The sequence below is a fragment of the Pseudomonas sp. FG43 genome (assembly GCF_057809175.1).
Map to the genome: position 1 here is coordinate 290,089 of NZ_JBMDJL010000002.1, position 26,889 is coordinate 316,977.

Sequence of the window (26,889 nt, forward strand, 5' to 3'; positions counted from 1 at the left end):
TCAAACCACGCCATACACCTGCTGCAACCGGTCACGATAGAAATCAAACGCCGCCCGTGCCCCGGCAATCACTTCCTTGTCCTGTTCTTCAGTCAGTTCCAGTGCATCCAGTTGCTGGACGAAGGCGCGCCAGTGCAGGGCGCGACCGTCTTCGTGGGCGGCAAGGTGGCGTGCGCCGTGGGTTTCGTTCAGGTCGAGCTGGCGGGTGTGTTTGAACAGGATTGCAGCACCCAGGTTCGAGCCTTCGCTGCAATACAGCCAGCCCAGTGCCTGATAGACCGAGCCGATGGCAGCCGGTGCCGGGGTGTGCGGTGTGGGAATCTGCAGATCGTTCAGGTCCGCTTCGACGGCCGGGAAGCGGTCGAGCTGGCTCAGGCCTGGCAGCAATTCGTTCAGGTTTTCATTGAGGTAGACCGGTTGCAGCGCACCATGAAAACCATGTTGCAGGCGCAGGAAGTTGCCGTAGTTTGCAATGCTCTGGAAGGGCTCGTTGCGCATGACCAGATCGTTGATGTTGTCGTGTTCGGTATGAGTCCCGGCTTTCAGTCGTTTGGCGCGTGATAGTGGTTCTGCAAGGGTGGCGGTGGACATGTCGGACTCCAGCGTGAAAGTAGAACTGCACGATAGAGTCCGCGTCAGGTGCCAACAATCGCGGGTCCATTAAGAGTTGTTAAGGTCAGAATGCGGCTTCGCGAATCAATACGGCGACCACATTCTGCCAGGCGTGAAGCAGCGGGCTGCGCGTCTCGGCGTCGATGCTGACGCTGCCTCTGAGGGCCTGTTGAATGTTCTGCGCAGGTCCACTCGGGCGCAGCAGAACCCGATACATCGCTTGTTCCGGGATGGGCTCATGTTCCTTGTTCAGACGGGTTGCGATAGCGCCCTGATAGTCCGAGGCCAGTTCGGGAGCCGAGGCCAGTTTGCGGACTGCGGTTTGCTCGACGCTGCTGACGAGCAGTTCGATGCGCGGGCGAGACAGGTCCTCGGGGTAGAACCAGGCACGATTGTCTGCCGCGATGCGATGCATGTCCTGCTCACCGACGAAGGCTTCGATCAATGCGCTGCCCGGTGCGGCGAGGGTCGCCAGCCACTCTCCCGGCGGTAGCCATTGGCCGACAGCCAGGGGCTCGGCGATATCGACGAGGATACCGTCGAAGGGCGCACGAATCTGCAACTGATCGATCTGGCTGCGCAGTGCGTTGTAGCGTTCCTGAGCGGTATCGAGTTCGCGTTGCACCACCGGTAAGCGGGCGGCGGCGTCTCTGTCCATGCGCTGGAAGCTCAGTTGCCAGCTCAAGGTCTTGATCTGGAGTTCAAGGTTGCTCAGCTCATGAGTCAGTGTGGGTGCCTCAAGGCGGAACATCGGTTGATCGCGCTGGATAATCTGGCCGGGCCGCACATCGATGCTTTGCAGCCGGGCACCGTTGGGCACCAGCAAGGTTGCCTGCTGGCTGGCGCGCAATAACGCCGGAGCCTGAACGCTGCTGCGCCATGGCAGGCAGACGCCAAGTAGCAGAGCGGCGAGCACAGCGGTGGTGATCAGGGTATTGCGGTTCATGCGGTAGTCCTTGCGGCGTCCGGCCCAGTGTTGCAACTCGCGAAAGATCGGCATCAGGATAAAAACGCCGATCTCGACGGCGAACAGCAGCAGCCCCAGCAACTTGAACGCGAAGTGATAGACCAGCAGGGCAATGCCCAGAAACAGGAAAAAGCGGTAGATCCAGGTGCCGAAGGCGTAGATCAGCAGCGTACGTTCCAGCCACGGCTCGAACACTTCAGGCCGTGGATCGCCCAGGCCGAACAGCCATTCGCGCAGACGCCAGCGGGCCAGAGCAAAGCCGCGACCTTGCAGATTGGGCACGTCCAGCGCATCGGAGAGCAGGAAGTAGCCATCGAAACGCATCAGGGGGCTGAGGTTGATCGCCAGGGTCAGAATCCAGGTGGTGGTCGCCAGCATGAAGGCCGCACTGCGCCAGGGGCCGTCAGGCAGAAAGCTCCAGAGCAGGGTCGCCCAGGCGGCCAGTGACAGCTCCACCAGCATGCCTGCCGCGCCAATCGCCAGACGCTGGCGACGTGCGGTCAGGCGCCAGGCTCCGGTGGTGTCGGTGTACAGCACCGGCCACATCACCAGCAAGGCCACGCCCATACTGGCTACCCGGCAACCGAAGCGTTTACAGGTGTAGGCATGCCCCAGTTCGTGAAGCACCTTGGTACAACCCAGGGTCATGGCCGCCAGCAGCGCGCCTTCAAGGCTGAAGAAGTGCAGGAAGGTATGCACGAAGACGTCCCACTGACGGGCGACCAGAATCAGGCCGGTCAAGGCTGCCATCAAGGTCAGAAGGGCAAAGCCGCGACTCATCAACGGTCGCACCCACGGCAATGAACGCTCCAGAAACGCATCGGGATTGACCAGCGGAATACGCACGAACAGGTAGTTGTGCATCAGCCAGCCGGCCCAGCCATGCTTGTTCTGCTGGCTGATTTTGAGCAGTCTTTCGTTGCCTTCCTGCCCTTGGATCCGGACCAGTTGCAGGTTGCCTAGAAATGCCGCGAAACCTTTGACGTCCTGAATGTCCAGCGTCAGGGATGTCTGGTGATTGACCGAGTCCAGCACCTTTTGGCTGTTGCCGGTTTCCCAGCGGGCCAGCATTTCCACTTCGGCCCAGCCAAGCCGGAAGAACTGCCCGCGAGCCGGGTCTTCAAGGGTCCAGCTTGGCGAGCCGTCGCGCAGCCTTGGACCGCGATGCAGTTTCAGTTCCTGGCGCAGTTGTGGCAGGTCCATGCTTGAAGGGCTGTGCATCACTTACAGCCCCACATGAATACGCAATGCCGCCAGCGGTCGACGCAGCAGGTAATAGAACAGCACCGTGGGTTCGGCATACAGCTTGGCGCTGCCTTTGAGGCCGATGCGGATGCGTGGGTCCTGGGTGTCGAAGGTGCTTTTCAGTCGATACGCCATGACGCCATCGGGGTTGACGCTGGCGCGGTAGCCGATGCGTTGCAGGGTCGCATCCAGGGGTGACGTGGGGTCGGTGTTCAGGAACAGTTTCACCGGTGTCTGCGCTTGCAGGGCAATGGCATCGGCGACGGGTAACTGGATTTCCAGATCGGCATCCTGGGGTTCGGCGATCAGCATGATGCGTTCTCCCAGGTTGACGGGGCGACCGATCCAGTCGCTGGGGTCATCGAAAATCGCGATGCCGTCACGGGGTGCTTCAATACTCAGGCGCTTGAGGTTGGCGGTGTAGAACTCGACATCGTTTCTGGCTTGTTCGCGCCGTCCTTGCAGGGTGGCCAGCGTGGCTTTGCTGCGTTCGTCGAACAGCGCCTGTTGCTGAGCCTGACGCAGTTCGGCATCGGCCACGGCGTAGGCCTGACGAGCCGACTCCAGATGATTGCTTTGCTCGCGGGTATCGAGTTGTACCAGCGGTTGGCCAGCGGTGACTCGCTGGTTCGGCTGAACCAGAATGCGGTCCACCACAGCCGTCAGCGGCGCGCGCAGCACGGCCGGGTCCCGGGCGACAATTTCTGCCGGTGCCAATACCGACTGGCGTACCGGTAGCATCAACACTGCCGCCATTGCCAATCCGGCGATCCACAGCAGGCGCTTGCGTCTGCGCAGTGGTTGGCGTTGTGGACGATGCCCCAGCAGGCTGCTCCAGGCATGGCCATAGCAATCCAGCAGCAGTGGAGCCAACAGCCGTTCTTTGTCGCGCAGCGGGGCATCGCGACTCAAGAGCAACGCTCCAAGAAGCGGGCCGCCTGCCTTTTGCAACGGCATCCAGATCAGGCGCTGGGCGCAATACTCGCTCCATTGCGGCTGGTCTTCGGCAGGTACTGTCGAAGCGGTCAGTTCATGAATATGCCGGGCATTGTCGGTCTGTTCCCAGCGGCGGCACTGGCGGTTAAGCCAGGTCACCATGGGGGCCTGTTGCTCCACGACGGCCAGCCCCGAGAAACCTTGTATGGTCTGGGTGTCGCAGCGCCAGAGGATGGCTTGCCGGTATTCGAGCAGCGAGTGGCTGTCGTTGAGCAGAATGAAGCTCAACGTTTGCAGGCTCTCGGCGGCGCGGACTTGCTGCTCCAACTGGACCAGCAAGGTCAGGTGTTCCATGGAACGGCTTTGCGCCTGAATCATGACTCACCCGGAGCCGTCAGTTTCGCCACGCCGCTCATGCCGGGCAGCAGGCTTTCATCGCTCTGGGTGATGCGCCCGAATACTTTCACCGACTGGCTGACCGGGTCGATGATCGCGCCGATCCGGCTGATCTGCGCCGGATAGTCCTTGCCGCTTTCGTCCAGATGCACGCTGAAGTTCTGGCCCGGTTTGAGCCAGCGCAACCAGTTGGACGGCACGATCAGTTCCAGCTCATAGGCGCTGTCATCGTAGATGCTCAGCAACTCCTTGCCTTCCGCGACGTACTCCCAGCGTTGCGCCTTGCGTGCCGCGACTCGCCCCGAGAAGGGCGCAGTGATTGCGCAGCGTCCCAGAATCGCCTGGTTGATACCGCTTTCGGCCCTGGCAACCGCCATGGCTGCCTGGGCCTGGGTGACATCGGCGACGCTGATGGAGTTGAGCTTGTCGAGGCGATTGGCGACTTCAAGCTTCTTGCGTGCGCCTTCCTGCACGGCGGCGGTGCGATTCAACTGCGCCTGATAGACACTGCAATCGAACGCCACCAGCCGGTCGCCTTTCTTGAATCGCTCACCTTCCTTGATGGACAGTTCGGTGATCTTCCCGGCGACCTCGCTGGACAGCGTGGTCTGGGCAATGGCGCTCAGTTGTACGCGCAACACTGGCTGGGTATCAGCAGCATGCGCCATGTTGGCGGCAACGCTGATCAGAATCGCCAGCCAGACTCGTGAATGCTGTCTGATGGAGGCAGGTTCAGCGTGCATTTGCCGTGCTTCCTTGCTCTTTGAGTTCCACGCCTTGCAACGAACCCAGGCTGTCGAACATATCGACTCTGGCAATCGGGGCAATGGCGACGGGTCTGGTGGAGGCCGGCCGGCTTTGGGCTGCGGTATTCAGAGGCGTTTCAAAGCGTGGGATCTGCACCTGACCGCTTGCCAGGTCGACCGCATTGCGGGCAATGGCCTGGGTCAGTTCGGCAATGCTTTCGCCTGCCAGACGCTGGTGCAGGGGATCGAGCCCGGCAGCCTGCTGAATGGCGCCGTAGGTGGCTTGCAACTCTGCGAAGCTACGATCACGGGTTCGTTTCGCCAGTACGGTTTCGGTTTCGATCCGTACCTTTTCCAGCAGGCTCTGGGCCTGGCTGCTGTAGGCACTTTCACTTTGCGCCAGAATGCCGTCCTGCAAACGTTGCAGCTCGTTGGAGCGCTCGAATAGCTTGTTGGCGCGCTGGTATTGCTGCCAGGCCACGTTGACCTGGGTCAGCACTGCCATACGCACGGCCTGGCGACGCAGTTCAGCCACGGCTTCGCGGGTTTCACCAGTCTTCTTGATCGACGAATAGGACAGCACGCTCATCAGGTTCCAGCTGATCTGCATGCCGGCATCGGCCCATTGCTCATTGACCAGATAGCTGTTGCTGTCACGGTTCAGGCCTGCGAACAAGTTGACGCCGGGCAACAGCTTGAGCATCGCCATGCGGGTTTCCAGTACCGCGTTGCGGGCCTGATAGGTTTCTTCACGGATTTCCGGGCGCTGGGTCATGGCCAGGGTTTCCAGATCATCCAGGCTGTAGGCCACGGCGGGCGCAGTCATGCTGGCATCGTCCGGGACGGCCAGGGTGTACTGGCTGGCAGGCGGAATGTTCATCAAGCCTGCAAGGCGTGCCTTGGCCAGCGCCAGTTCACCGTCCAGCACTTCCAGTTGGCGAATCATTTCCACCAGGCTTTTCTGGTAGCGCAACGAGTCGATAGGCGTCAGCAAGCGCTCGCGCTCGGTAACGCGGGCCTGATCCAGTGCGGCGCGGGCCTGCACCAGTGTCGATTGAACCTGCGGCTTGAGGCGTTGTGCGGTGGCGGCGTCCCAGTAAGCGGTGCGTACTTGCTGGATGATGTCGGCAATCACCCGGCGACGACGTTCTTCAGCCGCCAGGGTCTTGTTGGCCTGGACCTTGGCGCCGAAGTAGCTGATGCCGAAATCCAGCACGTTCCACGACAACTGCAAGTCAGCCGTATGGCCTGAACGATCAGAACTGGTGGAAGGTTCCAGCGACTGGGTGCGGGTACGAACCGATTCGCTGGACGAGCCCGCGACATTGTCCCGGCCACGCCAGCCTGCGCGAGCGGCCAGTTGCGGCAGCATCGACAGATTCTGGGTATCGAGCAGGCCTTCTTCCATGGCTTGTTCCATCAGGCCCACACGTTGTTGCAGGTTGTACTTCACCGCTCGCGCCATGGCTTCGTTGAGGCTGACCGGTCGGTTCAGGGGCTCTTGCTGATCGAACATCTTGCTGCGGTCGGCACTGGCCTGGGCCAGTTGCTGGTCCAGGCTGAGAGGTTCGGGTTTGACCGCGCAGGCGCTCAGGCCGGCAACGATGCAGCCGATGGTCAGGCACAGGACGGTCTTGCGCAGCACAAGGCCGGGCAGTCGCTGTTCTTGGGTGAGTCTGGACATTGTTGCGTTTCCCCTGAAAAAGATCATGCGACGCGCTGGTCGTCTTGGGTCGCTGCGTTGGCGACGGTTTCGTTCGATTCGTTGCCCACTATCGACAGCAGGTTTTCCAACAGGCTTTGGGCCTGATGAGCCAGGTTCAGGCTCGGCGCGCTGTATTGCAGTTGGGCGCGCAAGGCCTGTTCCGCTGCGGGCGCAGGTGGTGTGTTTGCCGGTTCTTGTTGTGTGGCTGCGCCTTGAGGGCGTTCACCGGTCTCGATCTGGACTGGCGTGCGTTGTTCCTGGCCTGAACGGTCGCGGGTGATCAGCACCAGATTCAGGCGTTGTGCGGCAGCCAGTTGGCGGTTATCGACAATCAGCTTGCCGCTGCGCGGATCGAAACGGACCCAGCTTGGCAAAGGCAGGCCATTGCTCATGCGCAGTTGCGGGCTACTCTGGGTGCTGGCGAGCAACGATGGCGGCAGTTGCATTTCGCTGTTTGCATTGCCGTTGGCTGCGACCTGCATCTGCCAGGTTTCGCCCGGACGTGCCGACTGGCTGGAGGCCAGGGTGTCGCTGAGGATGTTGCTACTGCCGAGCAATTGCTCGGTGACGCTGCGCTGACTCGATTCCAGGCCTGTGGAGTCGGGCAGGACAGTGTTCAGCGTGCTGTTTATCTCTGCTGGCAAGCCGAGCGGGCTGATGCCCGGTGGCAAGGACGTTTCTGTTTGCCGGACTTCATTGAACCCGCTTGGGCGCAGCCCCATCAGCGGCGCGGACTGCGCTGCAACGATAACCGGCTCGGTGACGTTGGTTGTCGGGGTGCTGCTGCCGGTATCCACGTCTGTTGGTGGCGGTGTAATGACGGTACCGCCGCCTGTATCTGGCGGCGTTACTACAGGAGGAACCACGACTGGCGGTGTCACTACAGGCGGTTCCACGACAGGAGGCGTCACCACTGGCGGCGTGATGACGGGCGTGCTGGTTGCCGTGATTGCGACGGTAAAGCTCGCGCTGTTCGAGGTCAGCAAGCCATCGTTGATACTGGCCACCAGTTCCACCTGCGCAGGTGGTGTAGCGGCGCTGTTGAGGTAGGTCAGGTGTTGCAGCACCGACTGGGCCTGCGCCTGGCTGACATCTTCAATGAAAGCGATGGTCAGGCGACCTTCGGTCTGGCTGAACGTGGCGATGGCTGTTCCGTTGAGCAGTATCTGGCTGCCATCGCTCGACAGACCAAGCGTTGCGGAAGGTTGCAGGCCAAACCGGTCTTCGGTGCTGGCACCTTCCTGGCGCGCCAGGGTGAGGGTGGCACCGTTGTAATTGCCTGCGCCATCGTTCAGCGCATCCAGCTCGGCATCGCTGACAAGCCCATTAGGTGCCAGCAGTACGGCATCGCCGCCCTGGGTGAAGTGCGGGGCGATGGTCGGGCTGCTCAGAATCACCACATCCGCGCCGGACCATTCGCTGCCCAGGGCATACAGGCTGCCGTCTGTAGCGCTGACGAGGCTGTTGAAACCCATGCTTGAAGTGTACGCACGAGTAAAGGTCAAGGCACCGGTGGTGGCATCTCTGCTGTACACCAACAAGCTGGGGTCATTGCCTTCATGGGCAAGGTACAGAGCGCTGCCATCGGCACTGAGAGTTATGTCCGCCAGCGAATAGACACTTCTCAACCCGTCCCTGACGGTGCCGCTCAGCGTCAGGCTGCCATCGACGCTGCGGCTGAAAATCCGGATCGAGTTGCTGTTCTTGTCCGAGACATACAGGAAGTCGCCTGCGCTGGACAGGGCAAGCCCGCCGATCGAACTGAGGTTTTGACCATTGCCCAGTGCCGTCAGCGAACCCGCATAGCTGAGTGCGCCGGTGGTTGTGTCGCGGCTTAAGATTGCGATGGCGTTGTCCCAGCTATTGCTGACATACACCGAGCGGCCATCGCTGGAAATCACCACGTCCGAGCTTTGGCCAATGCCGTCCGACAGGTGCCCCGACTGGCTCAGACCGCCCTGGGCATTGATCGTGAACGTGGTGATTCCGCTGTTTGCACTGTCGTTGCTGACCGCATACAGGGATCTGCCATCTGCGGACACCACCATTTGCCCGAAGTAGCTACTGCTTGTGTCGTTGCTGGCAGCAATGCCCACATAACTAAGTGCCCCGGTCGTGATATCGCGCTGGTACAAGGTGATGGTCGAAAGCTCGCCTGTCTCGGAAGTAGCCTCGAAACCGGCCACATACAGAAACCTTCCATCCGCCGACAGCGTGACCGAGAATACCCGGTCCATACCTTCAAGGAAGACGTCCCGGTCGCTGAAATACTGGTCGTCGCTGAAGCTGCCTTGCTCGACCAGGCCGTCTGCTGTTCTGGCGTAGATCGTCAGGGTCTTGCCGGCCACGATATAGACGAACTTGCCATCGCTGGAAGTGGCCATGGCTGAAGGTGCCGAGTCAACGCTGCCCGGTGTCAGTTGGGTGGGCTGAGTCGGGTCGGTGATATTGGGAGACGTCAGCACCGTTCCCGGGTTCGGGTTGCTGATGCCGGGAGCGGTATTGGCGGTCACATCGACTGTGGAGGCAATGTTCAGGTCGCTGACATCGGTTCCGCCATCCAGTGTGCCGCCGCTGTCCTGAATGCTGACCAGCGTCACGGTGCGGCTGCCGAGGGTCGGTGCCAGGCTGGCATTGCTGTAACGGATACCGTCGATCAGCGTTTGTGCCGCCTCGGTATCGATGCCGTTGGCCGGGGTGATGATCAATGTGGCGGTGCCTGCCGACAGGCTGACGGTGTAGGTGTAATCGCCGCCGGTTTGCGTACCGTTCACCAGTTCCACAAGGGTACCGTTGATGTTCAGGCGCTCCTGGCTGCCATCGCTCAGGCCGCTGATTTCCAGACGAAACTCAATGATGGATTGACCCTGTTCCACCGTTGAAATCTGCGTGTCGCTGAACAGCGCCGTGTTGTTGCCAAAGCTCAGGGTCGGGTCCAGCGCGGTGGCTGACAGCTCAGGCGCATCGTTGATTTCGGTCACGGTTATGGCAATGGTATGCGCGGTCGATGTCAGGCCATCACCATCGTTGATCGACAGGTTCAGGCTGATCTGGCTGCCCGGATCGCTGTTTTCATTGGCATAGGTAATCTGCTTGATAACCAGATTGGCATCGGCGGCGCTGACTGGCTGGCTGGAGGTGAAGGTCAGCACCAGTGCGCCGTCTACCAGGCTGAAACTGGCAATGACGTCGCCGTCCTTGAGCACCTGCTTGCCATCGGCGGAAAGCGTGAAGCCATTGCCGTCCTGAAAACCGAAGATATCGGCCGCATTGGCACCTTCGCTGCGCACGATACGGATGCTGGCGTCGCGGTAATCGCCATCGCTGTCCAGTTCGACATCGTTGAAGCCTGTGTCTGCGAGCAGTGAAATCGCTGCCGCTTTTTCGGTGTAGGCCAGGTTTGTCGGTACGTCACTGAGCAGCGGTGCGCTGTTATCGCGCATGGTCACGGTGGAGGTCAGGTTCAGCGCTGTGCTGTCGATACCGCCATTGGCTGTTGTGCCGTTATCGCGAATCAGCGTCAGGCCGACCACCCGATCAACGCCGGTGATGGTGGTGCTGTCGTTGTAATAGCCGATGCCGTTTACCAGCGTCTGCGCATTGGCCACGCTGAGGTTGCCGCCACTCAGGCTGACACTGGCGGTTGTGCCGCTGACGCTGACTTCATAACTCAGGCCGCTGCGTGTGATGCCGGTATTGCCTTGGGTGAGGGTGATGCGCGTGCCGTCAACGACCAGCACTTCGTTGGCACCGTCCTGTATACCGGTCACGCTCAGGGCCAGGCCGCTGACCGACTGGGCTCTTTCGCCGGTATTGATGACAGTGTCCTGAAACACGGCAACCGGGTTGCCTTGGGCGGAGTATCTGGGATCGGTGGCGGTGGTGGTCAGAGTGGGGGCGTTGTTGACGTCCACCAGACGCACTTCCACATTCAGCGAGGTGCTCGCGCCCTGGCCGTTGTCGAACGCCAGCACCATGACCGCCAGGCTGCCAGCGTCCGAACTGGTGTTGCTGTAGCCGATCTGCTGGAGCACCTGATTGGCCAGCGCGGTGCTGACCTGACCGGTAAAGGTGATGCTCAGGCTGGAGCCATTGACTGTCAGGTTGGCGATGGCCGTGCCGTTGTTCAGGATTTGCGAACCGTCACTGCTCAAGGTCAGGCTGCTGGTGGGGATAAAGCTCAAGGTGTCTTCGGCGTTGTCACCGCGTTGCGGCGTGACGCTGAAGCTTGCGCCGTTATAGTCACCATTACCGTTGTCGAGCGCGTCCAGGGTCGAGTCGCTGACCAGCGCATCGCTCAGCTTTTGTGGGGCCGTGCCTTCCAGGTAGCGGGTGCTGGCTTCCTGCAGAACGCTGATGCCAGAGCCCGTGACAATCACGCCGCCATCGGCACTTACCTGAATCGCGCTGGCGTCGCTCTGGCCACCGGCTGTGCTATTGAGCAGCATCAGGCCTGAGGTCGTGGCGCTGTAGCGATTGATGGTGCCGTCGCTGAGGGTGGCATAAAGCGTACTGCCGTTACTGCTCAGGGCTGTCGAGGTGATATTGGCCTGGCTTATGGAGTTCTGGACCACAAAGGACTGGTTTTCGACCCGGAACGTGACGATGCCTCCGGAGGTGGTGACATAAAGCGTCTGGCCATCGGGCGATGCATTGATCTGGCTGGGAGACTTGAGCGAAACCGTATTGCCAGCGCTGTCTCGCTGGCCATCGCGGATATAAAACGGCGAACCCAGGTTGCCGTCGGCGTCACGCTGATAAGCGATCAGGGTATGTGGGGGGGAGAAGGTCTGGGTTGTTACGAATACGTAATCTCCTCGGCTCTCCATGGCCGATATGGCGAACATGTAAGGTGGGCTCCATGACGTGTTCTCGACCAGATTCAGTCGCGTCAGACTGCCGCTGTCGCTATCACGGCTGAAGACATAGATCCCTTCGTTGCCGCTATCGACGGCATATACCGATTTGCCGTCGTCCGAGATTTCCAGTGTTTCTATCGTGAGGATGTAATGGCTTTCCAGGAAGACAAGGCTTCCCGTGGCCGGATCGCGGTTGAATACGGCAAGCGTGTCCGAATAGGACCTGCCGTTTGCACCGCTCATAAGGAGCGTTTCGCCATCCGGGCTGATTTTCAGATCAATGATTAAAGTCAGCTGAGTGTCGCTGGCCGTCAGGGTGTTGCTTAGCGTCAACGCGCCAGTCTCGGTATCACGTGTGAAGATGGCCAGCTCACCTGTTCTGCTGGCTGCATACAGGGTCGTGCCATCACTGGACAGTTCGGTATGTGCAATGTTGCTCAGGCCGCTGATTGTGCTCAGGGTTTCCAGGCTTGTCAGAGCGTCCAGACTCAGGTGGGCACCGTTATCGGTCGCCAGCGCTGTGGTGCGCTGGCTTGTGGTGGCGCTTGCCTGATCGTTGTCCGAAGTGCTGCTGTTTTCATGAGCAACGCTGGTTGCGGAGTTGTCCGCCGTTTTATCTGCTGCCGGACTGGCGCTCTGGGTTTCGCTGGCAGCAGCGACTTCCGTAGCCGTGGCTACCGCCGCTGCATCGAACATCATCCGGGGTTCGAGCGCCAGATACAGTCGCTGGAGGCGGGGACGGGCAGGTGAACGCTCAGTCATTGGGACAGTCCTTTGGGGCGTAGACGGAAATAGGGAGGCGCATCATTCAACCAGCAGCACGCGATTGGCCTGGCTCTTGAGTTCATTGGCAATGCTGTCGAAGGCGGCCTTCAGATCGCCGGAGGTATCCGATGAATTGCCTTCGATGACATGCAGGCGTTTGCCGCCATCGGTGCAGGGTGTGAGCCAGTCGGAAGCAATTGAGACAGGGGAAGTGCCGCCGGGCACACTGGTCAGTGGAGTGGTGGCGCGAACCACGGCATGGAACTCGACCCCGTTGTCACTGAATGACTGACAGATGTCGAGGAAGTCCTGAATGCTCTGGTTCTGGTCCTCGGTGGCAATGCCTGAGTTCCAGTTCAGCAGCAGCACGATGGCCTTGCGGTTAGGGCCGCTTCCATCAGGGTTGAAGTCCAGCGGATAGGTGTTGTCGCCCCAGCCGCCGCTGCCTCGCCAGTTGGGCGAAAGCGCACTGCCTGCCCAGAAAAGGCCAGGCATGACCTGCAAGTACCAGTCACCCCGGATTTCATCAAGGCGTCCGTCAAGTGCGCTGCGATCAGCTTCCAGAGGCAGCAGCGGTGCGTTGGGGATACTTGCATCGGTATCGACCAGGTTTTCCACACCATCGTCATTGGTGGCGCTGAGAGTAAAGAAACGGCGTTCTGAAACGACCGCACGCATGTTCTCGTTGCTGGAGATGATCATTCCGGCAACGACCTGCATCTTTGATTGGGCTGGTGAGGGAATCCAGTCGTATGACTCGTTGGTGTTCGTGCCCCTGTAAAACGCCAGGCGCCTGGCTCGACGGTCAGGAAACTGAGGGTTTCTCAAGTCACCATAGCGTTTGAAAAAACCATATTGATGCAGAAGGACGTTGCCGTAATCGGGTGGTGTAAGTGCACCAGGAGCTGACCACTCCGTCAGGCGAGGCTGGTTGGCCCGGCTGTATTGCGGATCATAGACGTTCACCTCCTGGCTGAACGGAACCAGAGCAACCCGCAGGTTTTCCTTGGTCTCGCGTGGCTGTCCGCTGCTGTCCGTGCCAAAGAGCCGGTCCAGAAAGTAACGGGCTGCATCGGTGTGCAGCTTTGAGTTGACGCCAATAGTCATGGCGTTCTCGATTTCCGACGAATCAATCGCCAACGCCACCTCCAGCGGCTTGCTGATCAACTCCGCCGTGGAATGCACGGTCAGGTCCTGACTGGCATTACCGCTGACTTGCGGGTCGTGACGGGACGTTGCGGTTACCCGGTAGGTGGGATTGCTGTCGGCGCTGCGTCCTTCTTCGACGGTGACTTCGCCCAGGTTGTCCAGAAGCTGCGCATCCATGCCCAGGTTCTGGCGCACATACGCGGTGGCAAAACCGGTGGGGTCCTTGCTGACGTTTTCATCGCCGTCGGCATTGGCCCGGCCGACGGCCAGGGCGGCGGCGTCGGTCGCGCGCTTGAGTTGCGAGGCGTTGCCGGTCATGCGCGTCAGGTCTATCGCGTAGGCACTGGCCAGTAACAGGCCGCCAGTGGCAAGAATCATGAAGGGCGCGACGTTACCGCGCTGAAGCTTGCGATTGAGCATGAAGCGGTCATTCCTGAAGGGATCAACAGGCCGCTATGACAGCAGCCTTGAGGTTTATACAAGAATAAGAATCTTTCCCAACTAGCAGCAAGGCTGGCTCCATTAAGAAGGCTTAATCAACTCTGGTCCGTGTCCAGACCGGCCTCCTGCGCCAGATCTTCAGCCAGTTGCAGGTCGCTGTTCTGCATGCGGTCCAGAGCGACGCTTTGCAGGATTCTGCCGCCAAACAGCTCGCTGCTCATGGCCAGTTCGGTACTGGCCTGGCAGGTCTGCACGATCAGCATCGAGACCGTGTCTTGCTGTGGCTCTTCGGAGGAAGATGGCGTTGGGCTGCTTTCGGGCAGCTCGCCGCTGTACTGGCTGCTGGCGAAAGGGTCATCGCACAGCCCGGTGGCATTGCCCCGTTGCAGATGCCAGACCACCTCACCGCTGCGCCGGACCTGAGCGATGAAAATCTGATAGTTGTCCTTGCGCGGGCCACGTATGTTCTCGATCAACTGTTCGAGGCCGCCACTGGTCAGCCGATCCTGAATCGCCAGGATCGAGGACAGCGTCGAGGTGCTGCGCTCCATGTCGGTCTTGGCGCGGCTGAGGTTGTAAAGGTCGGCGCAGACAAAACCTGTGCCAAGGATGATCGGCAGGGCCAGTGCAGTTTCCAGCAGGGCGCTGCCGCGTTGCCGCGTACGCTTGATCATTGATCGTTACCAATGAGGGCAGTGTTATAGAGGTTGCCCAGCACCTGACGGTACTCATAGGTAAAGCGGTCGGGCAGGGCGAGCAGTTTGGGCAGTGCGGTGATGTAGGTCTGTTGCAGGGTCACCTTGACGACAATCACCGGCTGGCTGCCGTCGGGCAGTTCCGTGCTGGACTCATCGTCGCTGGCGTCTTCCCCGCCCATGACTTGCAGGGCGCTGTAGGAAGTCGCATCGATCTGGATTTCATTGGCCTTGAGGTAGCCGTAGGACGCCAGCAGAATCCGCTCGGTGATCAGAGGCTGAAGCTGCTCGGTTGCCATCAGGTCGACTTTCTCGTGACGCAGGCCGCCCAGTGCCGAGTCCAGCGCCAGATTGCCGATGATCACCACCAGCGCAATGCGTGCCAGCTCGAAGAACATCATCAGGCCGATCAGGATCACCGGCATGATCAGCGCGGTTTCCACCGCTGTCACGCCGCGCTGTTGTCGTGGGCCTCGCAATAGATGCATGACCCGCTTCACTGTGGTGTGCCGAGGGCCAGCGGACGCTGACTGGCAGCGAGCAGTTCGGTTGCGGCAGGGGAGCCTGCATGGATGCGGGCGACGCTGGCCTGCAAGGCTTGCAGCAAGTCTTCGGTATTGGCATCGGGCAGGTTGCGACTCAGGGCCTGACGCGCCTGATCGTTATCGCCCTTGAGCAGATGCGCCAAGGCCAGGTTCAGCACCAGGCTGGGTGTGGCATTGAGGCTGGCGCCTTGCAGAAGCGTGATGGCCTGCTGAGGCTGGTTGCTGCTCAGGTAGGTCATGGCCAGATTGTTCAGCGCTGGCTGGTTGGACGGGTCGATCTCCAGTACTTGTTGAAACAGCTTCTGAGCCTGCTCGGTCTGGCCAAGGCTGTTGCTGGCCACGCCCAGACCATTGAGGCCTTCGGTGCTGTCCGGCTGGGCCTTGAGCGCGCAATTGAAATCCTTCACCGAAGCCTGAAGCTGATTCAGTGCCAGACGCGCACGGCCCATGCCCAGGCAGGTAATCAGGCTTTCGGACGGGCTGAGATTGTCGGCACCGCCAAGGGCGTGTCGGGCACGGCCGTAGAGTTCCAGCGATTGCTGCGGCTTGCGCACCAACGCCGCAACACTGGCGTATTCCAGCAGTTCCCGGGGGCTGAGTTGCTGGCGTTGATCCATCTTGGCGTAGACCTCGGTGGCTGCTTCGATACGCCCGTTATCGCGCAGCACGCGGGCCAGCCTCAGCGCTTCTGCGCTTTCCTTTTTGCTCAGGGGCGCGTTGGTCTGTGGCTGGGCATTGTTACGGTCGATGCCGGGCAGGCTGGAGCAGCCGCTTGCGCCGATGATCAGCAGCGAAAGCAGGGCGAGACGTGAAAGGGACAGAGGTGAGGACACGGTATTCTCCAGAGAAAAGGCAGGCATCAGTTTTGCGCCAGAGCGCGGACCAGACGGATCATCGCCGGGGCGCCCATGACCGCGATGATCGGTGGCAGGATCAGGACCATCAGTGGCACGCTCATTTGCGCGGGCAGCTTTCCGGCTTTTTCTTCAAGGCCCAGCACCAGGGTCTTGCGACTTTCATCGGCGATGGTGCGCAGTGCCTGTGACAGGGGAGTGCCGTAGCGCTCGGCCTGGATCAGGGTTCCCACCATGCTTTCGATTTCCCGGACGCCCGTGCGCTCGGCGAGGTTGAGCAATGCCCGTGAGCGGTCACTGACGATTTGCAGTTCGGCGAAGGTGTAGCGCAATTCATCCGCCAGTTCGGGAGCCGACAGCGCCAGTTCCCTGGCCACCACTTGCATGATGCGGCCCAGCGGCAAGCCGGCTTCGGCGCAGATCACCATCAGGTCCAGGCCATCGGGCACCGAACGGGCCATGCGCCCGCCGCGCCGCGCCGCCCGCCATTTCAGCCAGGCTTCGGGCAGGGTGGTGCCGACGAACAGGGCGATCAGGCCCATGGCCAGACCCTTGAGGCCGAAGCGGCTCTGGGCATCCAGAACACCAAACAGAACGATGCCCAGAAACAGCAGGCCGTTGGCATATTTGGCGACCATCAACAGACCCAGGCTGGCCTGAGCACGAAAGCCCGCCATGCTCAGCAGACGATTGAGGTGCTGGCGATCCTGTGCCGTGCCGGCCAGATGTTCGCCGGCCGAAGCCAGTGGCAACAGCAGGCGCCGGGCATTGGCGGACAGGGCCAGTTGATCGGTGCGCAGGATGTTGGCCTGGACCTGTTGCTGGCGATTGTCCTCGCTGCGGCCCAGGCGCAGGTCCAGGCTTTTCTCCGAAAGACCCAGGTACCAGCCGAGCAGGCCCAGGCCGGTGCCGGTCAACATCACCCCCAGGGCGAGCAGAATGAGCGTTTCGTTGGTCATGACTGTTGTTCTCCGCAAAAGCGAGCGTTCATCCGACTCGGCTCACCATCAGGTGGTTGATGACCAGCCCCAGCGTGACGCTGGCAAGGGCGTAGAACAGCACCATGTTGCCGGTGGGGTCGTTGAGCAGAAAGCGGAAATCCTGTGGGGCATTGATGTACATGTAGCCCAGCATGGCGGGCACCAGCGATGACACGATCTTGGAGGAGGCCCGTGCTTCGGAGGTCTTGGACAGAATCTTCAGTTGCAGCTCGTGACGGTCGCGCAGGGTGGTCGAGAGCCGGTCCAGGGTTTCGCCCAGACGGCCACCGGCTTCCTGATTGATGATCAGGATCACCGCGAAGAATCGGTACTCGGCCAGTGGCACGCGCAGGGTCGAATCCTGCATGACCCGCCGCAACGGCACACCCAGACGCAGCCAGTGGTCGATGATCGCGAACTCCACGCTCAACGGCCCGCTCAGATGATCGGCAACCAGTGCGAAAGCGTTGCTGATCGGTACGCCTGCACGGCAGGTGCGGGTGATGGAGTCGATGGCTTCAGGCAGGGACTGGCGCAGCTGCTTGTGGTACTTGGCCAGTGCCTGGCGATAGAACAGCGTGAACAGGGCAATGGCGGTGAATACCGCAATCAGGCTGCCGAACAGCAAGGGCATGGGCGTGTCGCGACCAATCAGCACTCCGGCGAAAAAGCCGCCGAGGCTGAATGCAATGGCCCGCGCCTTGAGCGTCTTTCGCCAGCCCAGCAGGTTCAGGTTGATCCACAGATGAGTGATGTGAGTGCCAAGCACGGGCATGCTGCCCAGCGGTGCGCTCTGCATGTCACGCATGATGCTCTCGACCTGGGTGTTCGGTGCATTCACCTTCACCTTTTCGCGCAGCAGTTGCTCCAGGCGCGCCGCACTTTCGGCGGCTCGCTGACGTCGCTTGCTCAGGCTCAGCAGCCCATAGAACGCGAACATGACGCAGGCGAAAACCAGCAGGGTGAGCAAATCGAGGACAGCTTGCATGAGGTGTCCTCTCAAAGGTCGCCAAACAGGTGGGCATGCTGGTTGTAGAACTCGGGCCGTTGGCCGCTGCTCACGTAGTCGCCCAGAATCTTGCCTTGGCTGTCGGTGGAGCGGACCTTGAAGCCGAACAGCTCCTGAGTCTGGATGACGTCGTTTTCCATGCCGCAGACTTCAGTGATCGAGACAACACGTCGTCCGCCGTCACGCTGGCGTTCGACCTGAACCACCAGGTTCACGGCACTGGCGATCTGGCGTCGAATGGCTTCCATCGGCAGTTGCATGCTTGCCATCATCACCATGTTTTCCAGGCGCATGATGGCGTCGCGAGGGGTGTTGGCGTGGACGGTACAGAGCGAGCCGTCATGCCCGGTATTCATGGCCTGCAACATGTCGAAGGCTTCACCGCCGCGTACTTCACCGAGGATGATCCGGTCAGGCCGCATCCGCAGGGCGTTGCGCACCAGATCGCGCTGATCGACCTTGCCGGTGCCTTCGGCACTGACCGGCCGTGTTTCAAGACGCACCACATGGATCTGTTGCAGTTGCAGCTCTGCGGCATCTTCGATGGTCAGGATACGATCGTCTTCGCTGATCTTTTGCGACAACGCATTGAGCAGCGTGGTCTTGCCCGCACCCGTACCGCCGGACACCACGATATTGAGCTTGGCAATCATGGCGCGGTTGAGCACCTGGACCATTTCCATCGACATGGCGTTACGTGCCGCCAGGGATTCCAGCGTCAGGTTGCGGCGCATGAATTTACGGATGGAGATGGTGGTGCCGTCGATGGCCAGCGGGTAAGTAATAACGTTGACCCGGCTGCCGTCAGCCAGCCGTGCATCGACCATGGGGTTGGCTTCGTCGATGCGTCGTCCTACACCGGCCGCGATACGCTGGGCAGTGTTGAACACATGCTCTTCGTCAAGAAACGTGATGTTCGACAGTTCCAGCTTGCCGAAGCGCTCGACGAACACCTGACCTGCGCCATTGACCAGAATATCGTTGACCGTGTCGTCGGCCAGCAGCGGCTGGATCGGCCCGATACCCAGCATCTCGTCCAGCATTTCGCTGGCGATCTGCTCTTCTTCGGGGCGCGACAGTTGCAGGCGGTTGTCATCGCAGATGCGCCGTATCTGGCTTTCGATCTGCTGACGCAGCTTGTCGCGCCCCATGGCCGCCGCCTTGAGCGGGTCGATCTGGTCATAGAGAAAACCGCGAATCAGGCGCCGGTTAAGGTTGGCGCCGCTGTCGGCATTCTTGCTGGCAGGGTTTGCCTTGGTCGTGTTGACCTTCTGCATCTCGATGACCGACTCGCTGCTTTCCTGCACGGGCAAGGGTGTCGGCGCGGGGGCAGGGGTTCTGGGCTTGCGTATCAGCATGATCCGGCTCCTTGTGTCAGGCCGCGTTACGACGGGTCAGGGCGCCTTTGAGGCGGGCCAGCACCGACGTCGCTGCGAGGGCATTGCCCGGTTTGCGGCCACAGGCCAGGTCCGCCAGATTCAGCAGGACCTGACGAAAGGCCGGTGCAGCGTCCAGGCGCAGCGGGCCGCTCAAGAGGCTGTCGCTCAGTGCGTGTCCGGCGTAAGGCAGGATCAGGTCCACACGTCTGCCGACGAAGGCCTCGAACTGTTCGCGGGCGACTGTCTGATGAGTGCCGTGGTTCTGGTTGACCACCAGCAGCAGTTGCTGGCCCTCGCTTTCGTCACCGATCTCTTCAAGCAGGCGCTGGGTATTGCGGGCGCCTTGAATGGTGAATTCGCTGAGCAGGATGCGGGTTTCGACGTGGCGCAACACCTCCAGCGCACCTTGCGGGTGGCCGGATGGCAGGTCCCACACCACCTGATTGAACAGGCGGCACAGGTTGGCGCCCAGCTCAAGCAGGTGATCGGTATCGATAGGGGCGAAATGGTCGGCCGAAGGTTCCTGGGCCAACAGATGCAGGCGGTCATCCAGACGAGTCATGGCCCGTTGCAGAAAGCGGGCATCGATCTCGCTGCTGCTCAAGGCAGCGGCCAGCCCGCAATCGCCCTGAGCCCCCAGCAGCAGGGACAGGTCTGCGTTGTGCCGGTCGTAATCCACGGCGGCCACAGGAATATGCCGTTCGTGTGACAGCAACAGGCTCAGCCCGGCGCTGACCGTGCTGGTACCCAGCCCGCCGGAGCAAGCCGTCACGGCAATGCTGCGACCGGTGCGCACCTGGCTGGTCTGGGGTTGCTGATGGATATTGCGCGCACGCTCCAGGCTGCTGGCCAGCAAGTCCAGTGGTACGGGTTTGCACAGGTAATCCACCACGCCGCTGTGGGTCAGGGCGCGGTACAGGTCGACATTCTGCTGGCTGCCGAGGGCCAGAATCGCACAGCCCGGATCGCACAGGCTCGACAGTTCAGAAATGGCCTGCAAGGGAAATTGCTCGCCATCCAGGTCCACCAGCAGCAGGCTGGCCCGCTGTTCGGCACACCAGGCCTTGGCCGCTTCGATTCCGCCGCTCAGGACCAGCGCCTCGGGCTGGCCCAGGCGCTGCAACTGTTCGGCGAAGCTGCGCTGGTCAGCCGTACTGGCGGCGAACAGGACCGGTGCCAGAAAGGTTTTGTCGCCGCTGGGCAGTACAGTGTTGGTCTTGTCGTTCATGGCGGCGTCCTCAGTCGTCCTGGGAGAAGTCGATGTTCATCAGTTCGGTGGTCTTGCTTTCCTGATAACGCTGCACGGCATTGTTGGCCTGATTGCCATCGGCGCTGTCCAGAGTGCGCGGGCGGACCAGGTCGCGAGGGTCGCTGACCATCCGCGCAATGTTGGCCCGGTTGGCACAACCAAGAGTGCCGACTGCCTGATAAGGGGTCATGGTCCAGGCATCGGCGTTGGCGATTCGGCAGTCGGGGATTTGCGCGACCATGGCCTCGGAAATGACCTGCAGATCCCAGCCGCCGGATTGCTCGGCAGCCTTGAGCTGGACCGGTGCCAGAATGATGCGACTGGCATCCGCGCCGCGTTCGTTCAGTACCCGTGTCAGACGTTTGGCCATCTGCTCACCCGCAGGGGTGAAGGGTTGCAGGGTCAGGCTCTGGTTTTTCAGACGACCCTGATTACTCAGCATCGTGTTGAGGTTTTCCAGGGATTCGGCAGTCAGCCCCTTACCCTGATTGACGGTGTTGAGGGAAACGCTCAGGGCGCTGGGGTTCACCTGAGTGACCGGCATCGGCGTGTTGGCAAAGCGCTTGGCGCGCAGTTCGTTGTACTGCGCGGTACAGCCCGCCATGAGCAAAGGCAGGCAGGCCAGCAGCGCGAGGCGGAAAGTGACAGGCTTCATTTTCAAGGTCTCCATCAGTACAGGTACCCTGCGCTGGCCTGGCGCGGCATCTGCGCATCCATGCCTGGCAGGCCGCGGCCCGGGGTTTGCAGTTCACCTTCGGTGACGGGGTCTACGACATAAGCGGTCGCCAGAATCACCAGTTCGGTGTCCTCTTGTGTGCTGGTTTCACCCTCGAACAGGCGACCGAGCAACGGCACGCCCTTGAGGCCCGGCAGGCCGCTGACTTGCTGGGCAACGTTGCTGCGCAGCATGCCCGCCAGGGCGAAGCTCTGGCCGCTGGCCAGTTCCACCGTGGTGTCGGCGCGCCGAACCTTGAAGGCCGGAATGGTCGAGCCGCCATCGGGCAGGGTCACTGCGCCGTCATCGGACAGGTCGCTGACTTCCGGTGCGATATGCAGGCTGATGCGGTTGGGCGAGAGCAGGGTGGGTGTCATGCGCAGGATCACGCCGTAGGATTTGTAGGTGATGCTGACGTTGTTGTTGGTGATGACCACGATTGGCACTTCACCGCCCGCCGCAAAGCCTGCGGTTTCGCCGGACATGGCCGTCAGGTTGGGCTCGGCCAGGACCGAAGCCATGCCTTCCACCGACAGGGCGTTGATCAGCCCGGTCAGGTTGCCGTCGGTGAAGCCGATGGTGTTGGCCGTGCGGATCAACTGACCGGCCTGGGTCGCGCCAGCGATGGTGCCTGCCGATGAGGCCGCGTCGGCGGCGTTGAACAGGCTGGTCGAAGAACCGGTCGCCAGACGGAACTTGCCGCTGTTCATGACCGAGTCCCAGTTCAGGCCCAGAGTATGGCTGAGGTTGCGGGACACTTCGACGACCCGGACCCGGATATTGACCTGTGCCGACAACTCGACCTTGAGTTGGTTGATCACTCGCGGTGCAGCAGGGCCGCCGCCTCCGGGCGCACCGGCTGGAGCGCCGCCACCCGGTCCACCTGCGGCGCTGTCACTGGCGCCGACGGCTGCCTTGACGCTGGCCATGACCTGACGGGCTTCGAGGGGCGTACGAACATGTCCACGAACGATCAGGCCATCGCCTGCCGCCGGTACGAAACTGACCTGCGAGCCCACCACTTCGTTTTCGATCTGTTGGCGCAGGCCTTCCAGATCGAAGCCTGCGACCAGCCGCATGGCTGCGATCACATTGTCGTTGGCGTCCAGTGCATACAGGGTCGTGGCGCCTGACCGCTGGGCGAATACGAAGACACTGCTCGGCGACGGCATCTGGAAACTGGCCACTTCCGGGTCGGCCAACAGCACTTTTGCCGCGGCGCGAGGCAGTTGCAGCAGGCGTCCCTGGCGCACGGTCAGGTTGACTGTCTGGGTTTCACTGATCTGTTGCAACTGGGCACGTTGCTGGGCTGTGATAACCGGCGTGACCGGGGTTTTGGCAGGCATGTCGTAGTTGTCCACGGTCGCCTGTTCGGCCATGACAACTGACGGGCTGACCAGTGTGGCGCTCAAGCCGAGGCCGGCGAGCAGCAAGGAGAGTCCGTTCCGGCCCGAAGCCAGAGGTTGCGCTGTGCGTTTCATGCTGTTTTTTCCGTAAGGGCGTCTGTCGGCGCTACACCGGCCGGCAGACGCAACTGATCAGTGTTTCGCCAGGTCCAGAACTTCGGTGGCCTTGCCCCTGAAGAGCTGCACAGTGGTGGCCGGCCCGGATTTACCCGCGCTTTTCTGCGAGGGATAAATGCTGGTGGTCTTGTTCAGGGTGGTGACTTCACCGCTGGTCAGCAGCTCGTCTTCGGTCTGCTCGACCGATGAGCGGATGGCCAGTTGCAGGTTGCCGATCTCCTTGGCGACTGCCAGTTGCTCGGCCGCCGACGGCGCGACTTCCAGAGTCACGGTTTCAAAGCTCTGGCGGCTGCTGGTGTTCTTGGCGTTGGGCGTGGTTTCCAGATCCCGGCGTACATTCAGGTCGCTGCGGGTGCTGTTATTCATTGCCAGCACGCGGATATCGTGAAGGATGGTCTGGGCGGCCAGAAACGGCGCGGCATTGGCGGTGGCGTCTGGCGCCTGGGTTTCCTGTTCGCGCTTGAGGCTCAGGATCACATCCACGCGATCACCGGCGGCCACCAGGCCGAAGTTGCTCTCCACTGCGCTGGTCGGCACGGATACGGCGCGCATGCCGGGCTTGATGACCGAGGCCAGAAAGCCTGGTTCGCCGGGGCGCACGACCACGCTGCTGGTCAGTGGCTGGCCGGCTTCGACCGGTTGACGCACAGTGGCGCCCAGCAAGGAGTCCTGCTTGTCCTGGCCTTCGATGAAATACAGGGAGCGCGTCATTTGTGCGGTTGCCGGTTGCCAGTCCAGGCTGCCTGCATCGATGAAGTCGCCCGGTTGCAGGTTGCGTGAAGCGACCAGCACCTGGCGAGTGGCTTCCTTGGGGGCGGCAGGTTGAACCTGTGCCTTGACTTCAGGTGGCTTTGGCGGTGCCAGCAAAGCCCGTGCGAGCAGAGCGGAGCCACTGGCGAGGACAATGGCCCCAGTCAGCAGAATGAGCGAATTCTTTTTCATCGAGTACGGCTACTGTGGGTTCAGGTGTGGATGGGAAACAGCAAGGTGAACAGCGCACCTGCTGCGATGGCCAGGCCGTAGGGAATACCTGCGGGGCGTTGAGCGTCATAGATGATCGGTACCGCGATAGCGTCTTGCGGCATGCGCCGGATCAGCCACATCACGCCCCTTGCAAGAGCGGCTTCGAGCATTTCCAGCGTGGGCAGTACCAGCGCCAGGATGCCGCCAGCCAGCGAGGTGATGATCAGGAAGGTGATCAGGTCTTCGCTGCCGATCCACAGGCTCAGCACGGTCATCAGCTTGACGTCGCCGCCGCCGACCCGTTCGATCATGTAGAGGCCGTAACCGACCAGCAGGACCAGCGCCGCGCCTGCCGTAGACCAGCCCATGGCAGAAATGACCTGCCAGACGCCCAGACCTGCAAAAGGGCCGATATTCAGGGGCGCCAGTAGTGGCAGTACCAGCCATCCCGCCAGCAATGCCAGCACCAGTCGGTTATGGATCTTGCGATACAGCAGGTCCGTGACCACGACCCAGCACAAGGCGGGTAACAGCAGAACGACGACAAGGCTGGTCATGGACGGGAATCCTGCGGGGTAACGTCAGTTGCTGCCGGTGCTGTTGTTGGTGGACCTGATCTGGTCGGCGATGCCACCGAAACGTTCCTTGAGCGCGCCGATGAACTGGCCGTCGGAGCCGAAGATGTAGCCGATGGCTGCGGCCATGGAAGCCGCCAGAATGCCGTATTCAATGGCGGTCACGCCGCTTTCGTCGCGAAGGAATTTCTTGAAGGAGTTGAGCATGGCGCAAGCCTGTGTGAGATGTCGGAAAAGGGAATCCCGACCGCAGTGAACAGCGGTCGAGGACGGTTCAATAAGGTGAAACGATACTAAGATTTATTCTCATTAAGCGGCAAGGCGGGGATCATTAAGAAGCCTTAAGGAATCGCCCGGCTCAACTGCAATTCGACACGCAGGCCGGGCTGGTTGTCGCTCAGCCGCAGTGAGCCGCCATGCAGTTCGCTGATGGCCTTGACGAGTGTCAGGCCGAGCCCGTTGCCGGGAATGTCGCCGGAGGTATGCAGGCGATGGAAGCGTTCCACCACCTGTTCCGTTGCAGAAGCCGGAATGCCTTCGCCGTGATCCGCCACGCCAAGGGTGGCGAAGAGAGGGCGATGCCGGGCAAAGAGCGTGATCGTGGAGTTGCGCGGCGCATATTTCAGTGCGTTGTCCACCAGATTGGCCATGGCCTGGAACAGCAGGGCGCGGTCGCCCCAGATCCGGCAGTCGGGGTCTATGTCCAGCACCAGTGGCGAGTTGCGATCATCGGCCAGGGGCAGGTAATACTCGCGCAGGTCGTTAAGCAGATCCTGGGCCGGAAACTCCTCGAACAGATGGGCGCAACGCCCGGTTTCCACTTCCCCGACCCGCATCACTGCGCGAAACAGGCTCTGGATACGTTCGCTTTCATCAGCGGCCAACCACAGGGCTTCGCGCACATCGCCAGTGGCGATTTCGGCTGCGCTGACCAGACGATTCTGCAATCGCGTCAGCGGCGTGCGCAGTTCGTGGGCGATATGGCTGGTCACGCCCTTGACCTCGGCCATCAGCTTGTTGATCCGCTCCAGATTGCGATAGATCTCGGTGGCCAGCCGGTCCAGCTCGTCGCCGCTGCGGTCATGGGGTGGAAAGGCCTGATGATCGCCACTGGCAAAGCGTTTCAGCGCGTCATGAATACGTTCTATGCGGTACAGCTTGCGCAGGCTGTAACGCAGGCTGAAGATCAGGCTGCCCAATAGCACCAGAAACAGGCCGGCACCGGCCATCAGTGGAATGATCTGGGTGCGCTCCAGCATCGGTTGCAGGTCGTAGGCGCTGAAATAGCGGCCGCCGTCGCGCAGCTCGATCACCAGCCCCATGATCTGCAGCTCTTTGTTGCGAATGTTTCGCCAGTTATCCGGGCAGCGTGCCGCGATGCAGTCCATGACTTCGTGCATCGTCGCATCGCCGGTCAGGACCTTGCCCTGTGGGTCCAGCAGCAGCGAATGACGCTCGCTGCGCCGGTCATAGAGGTCCCGCTGCCTGAGCAGTTCGGCAACCTGATGGCTGCTGCGGCTCTGGGTCAGTTCATGCATGGTGCGCACGTCGGCGAGGATCATTTCCCGCACGTGGCTGCGCATGACGCTTTCAAGCACGCAACCACTGCCGATGACCGACAGCAAGGCCACCAGCAGACAGGCAAATGCCATGGTGGCGGCTTGTTGAAAATTGCTGGTTTCAAGGATGTGGCGCAGCTCGAAACGACTAGCCGAGTTCATAGCCGATTGCACGAATGGTCCTCAGCAGACTGCGTTCAAAACCCTTGTCGATCTTGGTACGCAGCTTGGAGATATGAACATCGATCAGGTTGGTCTGCGGGTCGAAGTGATAGCCCCATACCTTTTCCAGCAACATGGTGCGGGTGACCGTCTGGCCCGGGTGCTCGGCCAGCACTTGCAGCAGGCGGAACTCCTTGTCGGTCAGGTCGATATTGCGTCCGGCCCGACATGCACTGCGCTGGCCCAGGTCGATGCGTAAATCTTCTATGTAGATCACTTCTTCCATAGCAGTTTGATTGTGCCGGCGAGCCAGCACCTCCAGGCGCAACAGCAGTTCGGTGAAGTCGAAAGGTTTGCCCAGATAGTCGTCCGCACCGGCACGCAGACCTTCGACACGGTCACTGGTCTGGTCGTTTGCCGACAGGATCAGCACGGGAGGGCGGGAGCGGCCATGGAGCCTGTTGAGCAGTTCGATGCCATCCATCCTGGGCAGCATGCGGTCCAGTACCACAACGTCGAACGCTTCCTGGGTGAGGATTTCCAGCGCGCCCTCACCGTCATGGGTCAACTTGCAGTTATGGCCGAACGCATGGAGTTTGCTGCCAAGCCAGTGGCTGACCGATATGTCGTCTTCTACCACTAATACACGCATGGTGGTGCCGCTCCCTTCTTCTGGTGGCAGTCATCTTCAAACGGAAAGCCAGATTGTAACAATTAAGATTCATTAATGTTAGTAAATGCTAATCATTATCATTATTGTGCTATCAATACGGCATTGATGTATAGGGGGGAAAGTGAAAAGCAGGGGGACAAGCCGCAAGCGATAAGCTGCAAGCTGTAAGCGGCGAGATACAAATGGG

The 26,889-nt window shown here is 61.0% G+C and carries 21 protein-coding genes; all 21 read right to left on the reverse strand.

Annotated elements, in window-relative coordinates; all coding sequences use genetic code 11:
- Window positions 1-591 carry a biliverdin-producing heme oxygenase gene (locus ACODS3_RS04135; protein WP_304573915.1) on the reverse strand — a complete coding sequence of 197 codons (591 nt, stop codon included), beginning with the start codon at window positions 589-591 and terminating at the stop codon, window positions 1-3.
- 85 nt (window positions 592-676) lie between these two features.
- A complete protein-coding gene (locus ACODS3_RS04140) occupies window positions 677-2,800 on the reverse strand; it encodes a hypothetical protein (protein WP_489033372.1) in 2,124 nt (707 codons plus the stop codon).
- A 3-nt stretch (window positions 2,801-2,803) separates the two neighbouring features.
- A complete protein-coding gene (locus tag ACODS3_RS04145) occupies window positions 2,804-4,138 on the reverse strand; it encodes an efflux RND transporter periplasmic adaptor subunit (protein ID WP_489033374.1) in 1,335 nt (444 codons plus the stop codon).
- Window positions 4,135-4,899 carry an efflux RND transporter periplasmic adaptor subunit gene (locus ACODS3_RS04150; protein WP_051427722.1) on the reverse strand — a complete coding sequence of 255 codons (765 nt, stop codon included), beginning with the start codon at window positions 4,897-4,899 and terminating at the stop codon, window positions 4,135-4,137. The genes ACODS3_RS04145 and ACODS3_RS04150 overlap by 4 nt, the downstream gene beginning before the upstream one ends.
- Window positions 4,889-6,586 (reverse strand): TolC family protein, encoded by a 1,698-nt coding sequence (locus tag ACODS3_RS04155; protein ID WP_489033377.1) that lies wholly within the window; start codon window positions 6,584-6,586, stop codon window positions 4,889-4,891. The genes ACODS3_RS04150 and ACODS3_RS04155 overlap by 11 nt, the downstream gene beginning before the upstream one ends.
- Window positions 6,587-6,609: 23 nt before the next feature.
- Window positions 6,610-12,228: a beta-propeller fold lactonase family protein gene (locus ACODS3_RS04160; RefSeq protein ID WP_489033379.1), complete on the reverse strand. Its 5,619-nt coding sequence runs from the start codon at window positions 12,226-12,228 to the stop codon at window positions 6,610-6,612.
- 42 nt (window positions 12,229-12,270) lie between these two features.
- The gene (locus ACODS3_RS04165) at window positions 12,271-13,800 is read right to left on the reverse strand and encodes a pilus assembly protein TadG-related protein (protein WP_489033381.1); all 1,530 of its coding nucleotides are present in this window, start codon (window positions 13,798-13,800) and stop codon (window positions 12,271-12,273) included.
- Between the two features lie 116 nt (window positions 13,801-13,916).
- Window positions 13,917-14,495 (reverse strand): TadE/TadG family type IV pilus assembly protein, encoded by a 579-nt coding sequence (locus ACODS3_RS04170; RefSeq protein WP_201017668.1) that lies wholly within the window; start codon window positions 14,493-14,495, stop codon window positions 13,917-13,919.
- Window positions 14,492-15,004: a TadE/TadG family type IV pilus assembly protein gene (locus tag ACODS3_RS04175; RefSeq protein WP_304573921.1), complete on the reverse strand. Its 513-nt coding sequence runs from the start codon at window positions 15,002-15,004 to the stop codon at window positions 14,492-14,494. Before ACODS3_RS04175 ends, ACODS3_RS04170 begins: the two co-directional genes overlap by 4 nt.
- 8 nt (window positions 15,005-15,012) lie before the next feature.
- A complete protein-coding gene (locus ACODS3_RS04180; protein WP_489033383.1) occupies window positions 15,013-15,894 on the reverse strand; it encodes a tetratricopeptide repeat protein in 882 nt (293 codons plus the stop codon).
- A 26-nt stretch (window positions 15,895-15,920) separates the two neighbouring features.
- Window positions 15,921-16,874 carry a type II secretion system F family protein gene (locus tag ACODS3_RS04185; protein ID WP_122320849.1) on the reverse strand — a complete coding sequence of 318 codons (954 nt, stop codon included), beginning with the start codon at window positions 16,872-16,874 and terminating at the stop codon, window positions 15,921-15,923.
- Between the two features lie 28 nt (window positions 16,875-16,902).
- Complete coding sequence (locus tag ACODS3_RS04190) at window positions 16,903-17,883, reverse strand: type II secretion system F family protein (RefSeq protein WP_201002978.1); 981 nt, start codon at window positions 17,881-17,883, stop codon at window positions 16,903-16,905.
- 11 nt (window positions 17,884-17,894) lie between these two features.
- Complete coding sequence (locus ACODS3_RS04195) at window positions 17,895-19,262, reverse strand: TadA family conjugal transfer-associated ATPase (RefSeq protein ID WP_201017664.1); 1,368 nt, start codon at window positions 19,260-19,262, stop codon at window positions 17,895-17,897.
- A 16-nt stretch (window positions 19,263-19,278) separates the two neighbouring features.
- Window positions 19,279-20,511, reverse strand: coding sequence for a CpaE/TadZ family protein (locus ACODS3_RS04200; RefSeq protein ID WP_489033386.1), 1,233 nt, complete (start codon window positions 20,509-20,511; stop codon window positions 19,279-19,281).
- A 10-nt stretch (window positions 20,512-20,521) separates the two neighbouring features.
- Window positions 20,522-21,187, reverse strand: coding sequence for a CpaD family pilus assembly lipoprotein (locus tag ACODS3_RS04205; RefSeq protein ID WP_201017662.1), 666 nt, complete (start codon window positions 21,185-21,187; stop codon window positions 20,522-20,524).
- Between the two features lie 14 nt (window positions 21,188-21,201).
- On the reverse strand, window positions 21,202-22,728 hold the full coding sequence (locus ACODS3_RS04210) for a type II and III secretion system protein family protein (protein ID WP_201017661.1): 1,527 nt from the start codon (window positions 22,726-22,728) through the stop codon (window positions 21,202-21,204).
- A 57-nt stretch (window positions 22,729-22,785) separates the two neighbouring features.
- Window positions 22,786-23,712 (reverse strand): Flp pilus assembly protein CpaB, encoded by a 927-nt coding sequence (cpaB, locus tag ACODS3_RS04215; RefSeq protein WP_122320856.1) that lies wholly within the window; start codon window positions 23,710-23,712, stop codon window positions 22,786-22,788.
- A gap of 20 nt (window positions 23,713-23,732) precedes the next feature.
- Complete coding sequence (locus tag ACODS3_RS04220; protein ID WP_201002967.1) at window positions 23,733-24,290, reverse strand: A24 family peptidase; 558 nt, start codon at window positions 24,288-24,290, stop codon at window positions 23,733-23,735.
- Window positions 24,291-24,314: 24 nt separating this feature from the next.
- Window positions 24,315-24,515: a Flp family type IVb pilin gene (locus tag ACODS3_RS04225; RefSeq protein WP_201002965.1), complete on the reverse strand. Its 201-nt coding sequence runs from the start codon at window positions 24,513-24,515 to the stop codon at window positions 24,315-24,317.
- Between the two features lie 134 nt (window positions 24,516-24,649).
- Window positions 24,650-26,029: a sensor histidine kinase gene (locus ACODS3_RS04230; RefSeq protein ID WP_489033390.1), complete on the reverse strand. Its 1,380-nt coding sequence runs from the start codon at window positions 26,027-26,029 to the stop codon at window positions 24,650-24,652.
- On the reverse strand, window positions 26,016-26,681 hold the full coding sequence (locus tag ACODS3_RS04235; RefSeq protein ID WP_025259684.1) for a response regulator transcription factor: 666 nt from the start codon (window positions 26,679-26,681) through the stop codon (window positions 26,016-26,018). The genes ACODS3_RS04230 and ACODS3_RS04235 overlap by 14 nt, the downstream gene beginning before the upstream one ends.
- Window positions 26,682-26,889 lie beyond the last annotated feature (208 nt).

What these genes read in the sequence shown, in the direction of transcription:
- ACODS3_RS04135 (WP_304573915.1), bottom strand. Translation starts at nt 591, where the DNA reads ATGTCCACCGCCACCCTTGCAGAACCACTATCACGCGCCAAACGACTG.
- ACODS3_RS04140 (WP_489033372.1), bottom strand. Translation starts at nt 2,800, where the DNA reads ATGCACAGCCCTTCAAGCATGGACCTGCCACAACTGCGCCAGGAACTG.
- ACODS3_RS04145 (WP_489033374.1), bottom strand. Translation starts at nt 4,138, where the DNA reads ATGATTCAGGCGCAAAGCCGTTCCATGGAACACCTGACCTTGCTGGTC.
- ACODS3_RS04150 (WP_051427722.1), bottom strand. Translation starts at nt 4,899, where the DNA reads ATGCACGCTGAACCTGCCTCCATCAGACAGCATTCACGAGTCTGGCTG.
- ACODS3_RS04155 (WP_489033377.1), bottom strand. Translation starts at nt 6,586, where the DNA reads ATGTCCAGACTCACCCAAGAACAGCGACTGCCCGGCCTTGTGCTGCGC.
- ACODS3_RS04160 (WP_489033379.1), bottom strand. Translation starts at nt 12,228, where the DNA reads ATGACTGAGCGTTCACCTGCCCGTCCCCGCCTCCAGCGACTGTATCTG.
- ACODS3_RS04165 (WP_489033381.1), bottom strand. Translation starts at nt 13,800, where the DNA reads ATGCTCAATCGCAAGCTTCAGCGCGGTAACGTCGCGCCCTTCATGATT.
- ACODS3_RS04170 (WP_201017668.1), bottom strand. Translation starts at nt 14,495, where the DNA reads ATGATCAAGCGTACGCGGCAACGCGGCAGCGCCCTGCTGGAAACTGCA.
- ACODS3_RS04175 (WP_304573921.1), bottom strand. Translation starts at nt 15,004, where the DNA reads ATGCATCTATTGCGAGGCCCACGACAACAGCGCGGCGTGACAGCGGTG.
- ACODS3_RS04185 (WP_122320849.1), bottom strand. Translation starts at nt 16,874, where the DNA reads ATGACCAACGAAACGCTCATTCTGCTCGCCCTGGGGGTGATGTTGACC.
- ACODS3_RS04190 (WP_201002978.1), bottom strand. Translation starts at nt 17,883, where the DNA reads ATGCAAGCTGTCCTCGATTTGCTCACCCTGCTGGTTTTCGCCTGCGTC.
- ACODS3_RS04195 (WP_201017664.1), bottom strand. Translation starts at nt 19,262, where the DNA reads ATGCTGATACGCAAGCCCAGAACCCCTGCCCCCGCGCCGACACCCTTG.
- ACODS3_RS04200 (WP_489033386.1), bottom strand. Translation starts at nt 20,511, where the DNA reads ATGAACGACAAGACCAACACTGTACTGCCCAGCGGCGACAAAACCTTT.
- ACODS3_RS04205 (WP_201017662.1), bottom strand. Translation starts at nt 21,187, where the DNA reads ATGAAGCCTGTCACTTTCCGCCTCGCGCTGCTGGCCTGCCTGCCTTTG.
- ACODS3_RS04210 (WP_201017661.1), bottom strand. Translation starts at nt 22,728, where the DNA reads ATGAAACGCACAGCGCAACCTCTGGCTTCGGGCCGGAACGGACTCTCC.
- cpaB (WP_122320856.1), bottom strand. Translation starts at nt 23,712, where the DNA reads ATGAAAAAGAATTCGCTCATTCTGCTGACTGGGGCCATTGTCCTCGCC.
- ACODS3_RS04220 (WP_201002967.1), bottom strand. Translation starts at nt 24,290, where the DNA reads ATGACCAGCCTTGTCGTCGTTCTGCTGTTACCCGCCTTGTGCTGGGTC.
- ACODS3_RS04225 (WP_201002965.1), bottom strand. Translation starts at nt 24,515, where the DNA reads ATGCTCAACTCCTTCAAGAAATTCCTTCGCGACGAAAGCGGCGTGACC.
- ACODS3_RS04230 (WP_489033390.1), bottom strand. Translation starts at nt 26,029, where the DNA reads ATGAACTCGGCTAGTCGTTTCGAGCTGCGCCACATCCTTGAAACCAGC.
- ACODS3_RS04235 (WP_025259684.1), bottom strand. Translation starts at nt 26,681, where the DNA reads ATGCGTGTATTAGTGGTAGAAGACGACATATCGGTCAGCCACTGGCTT.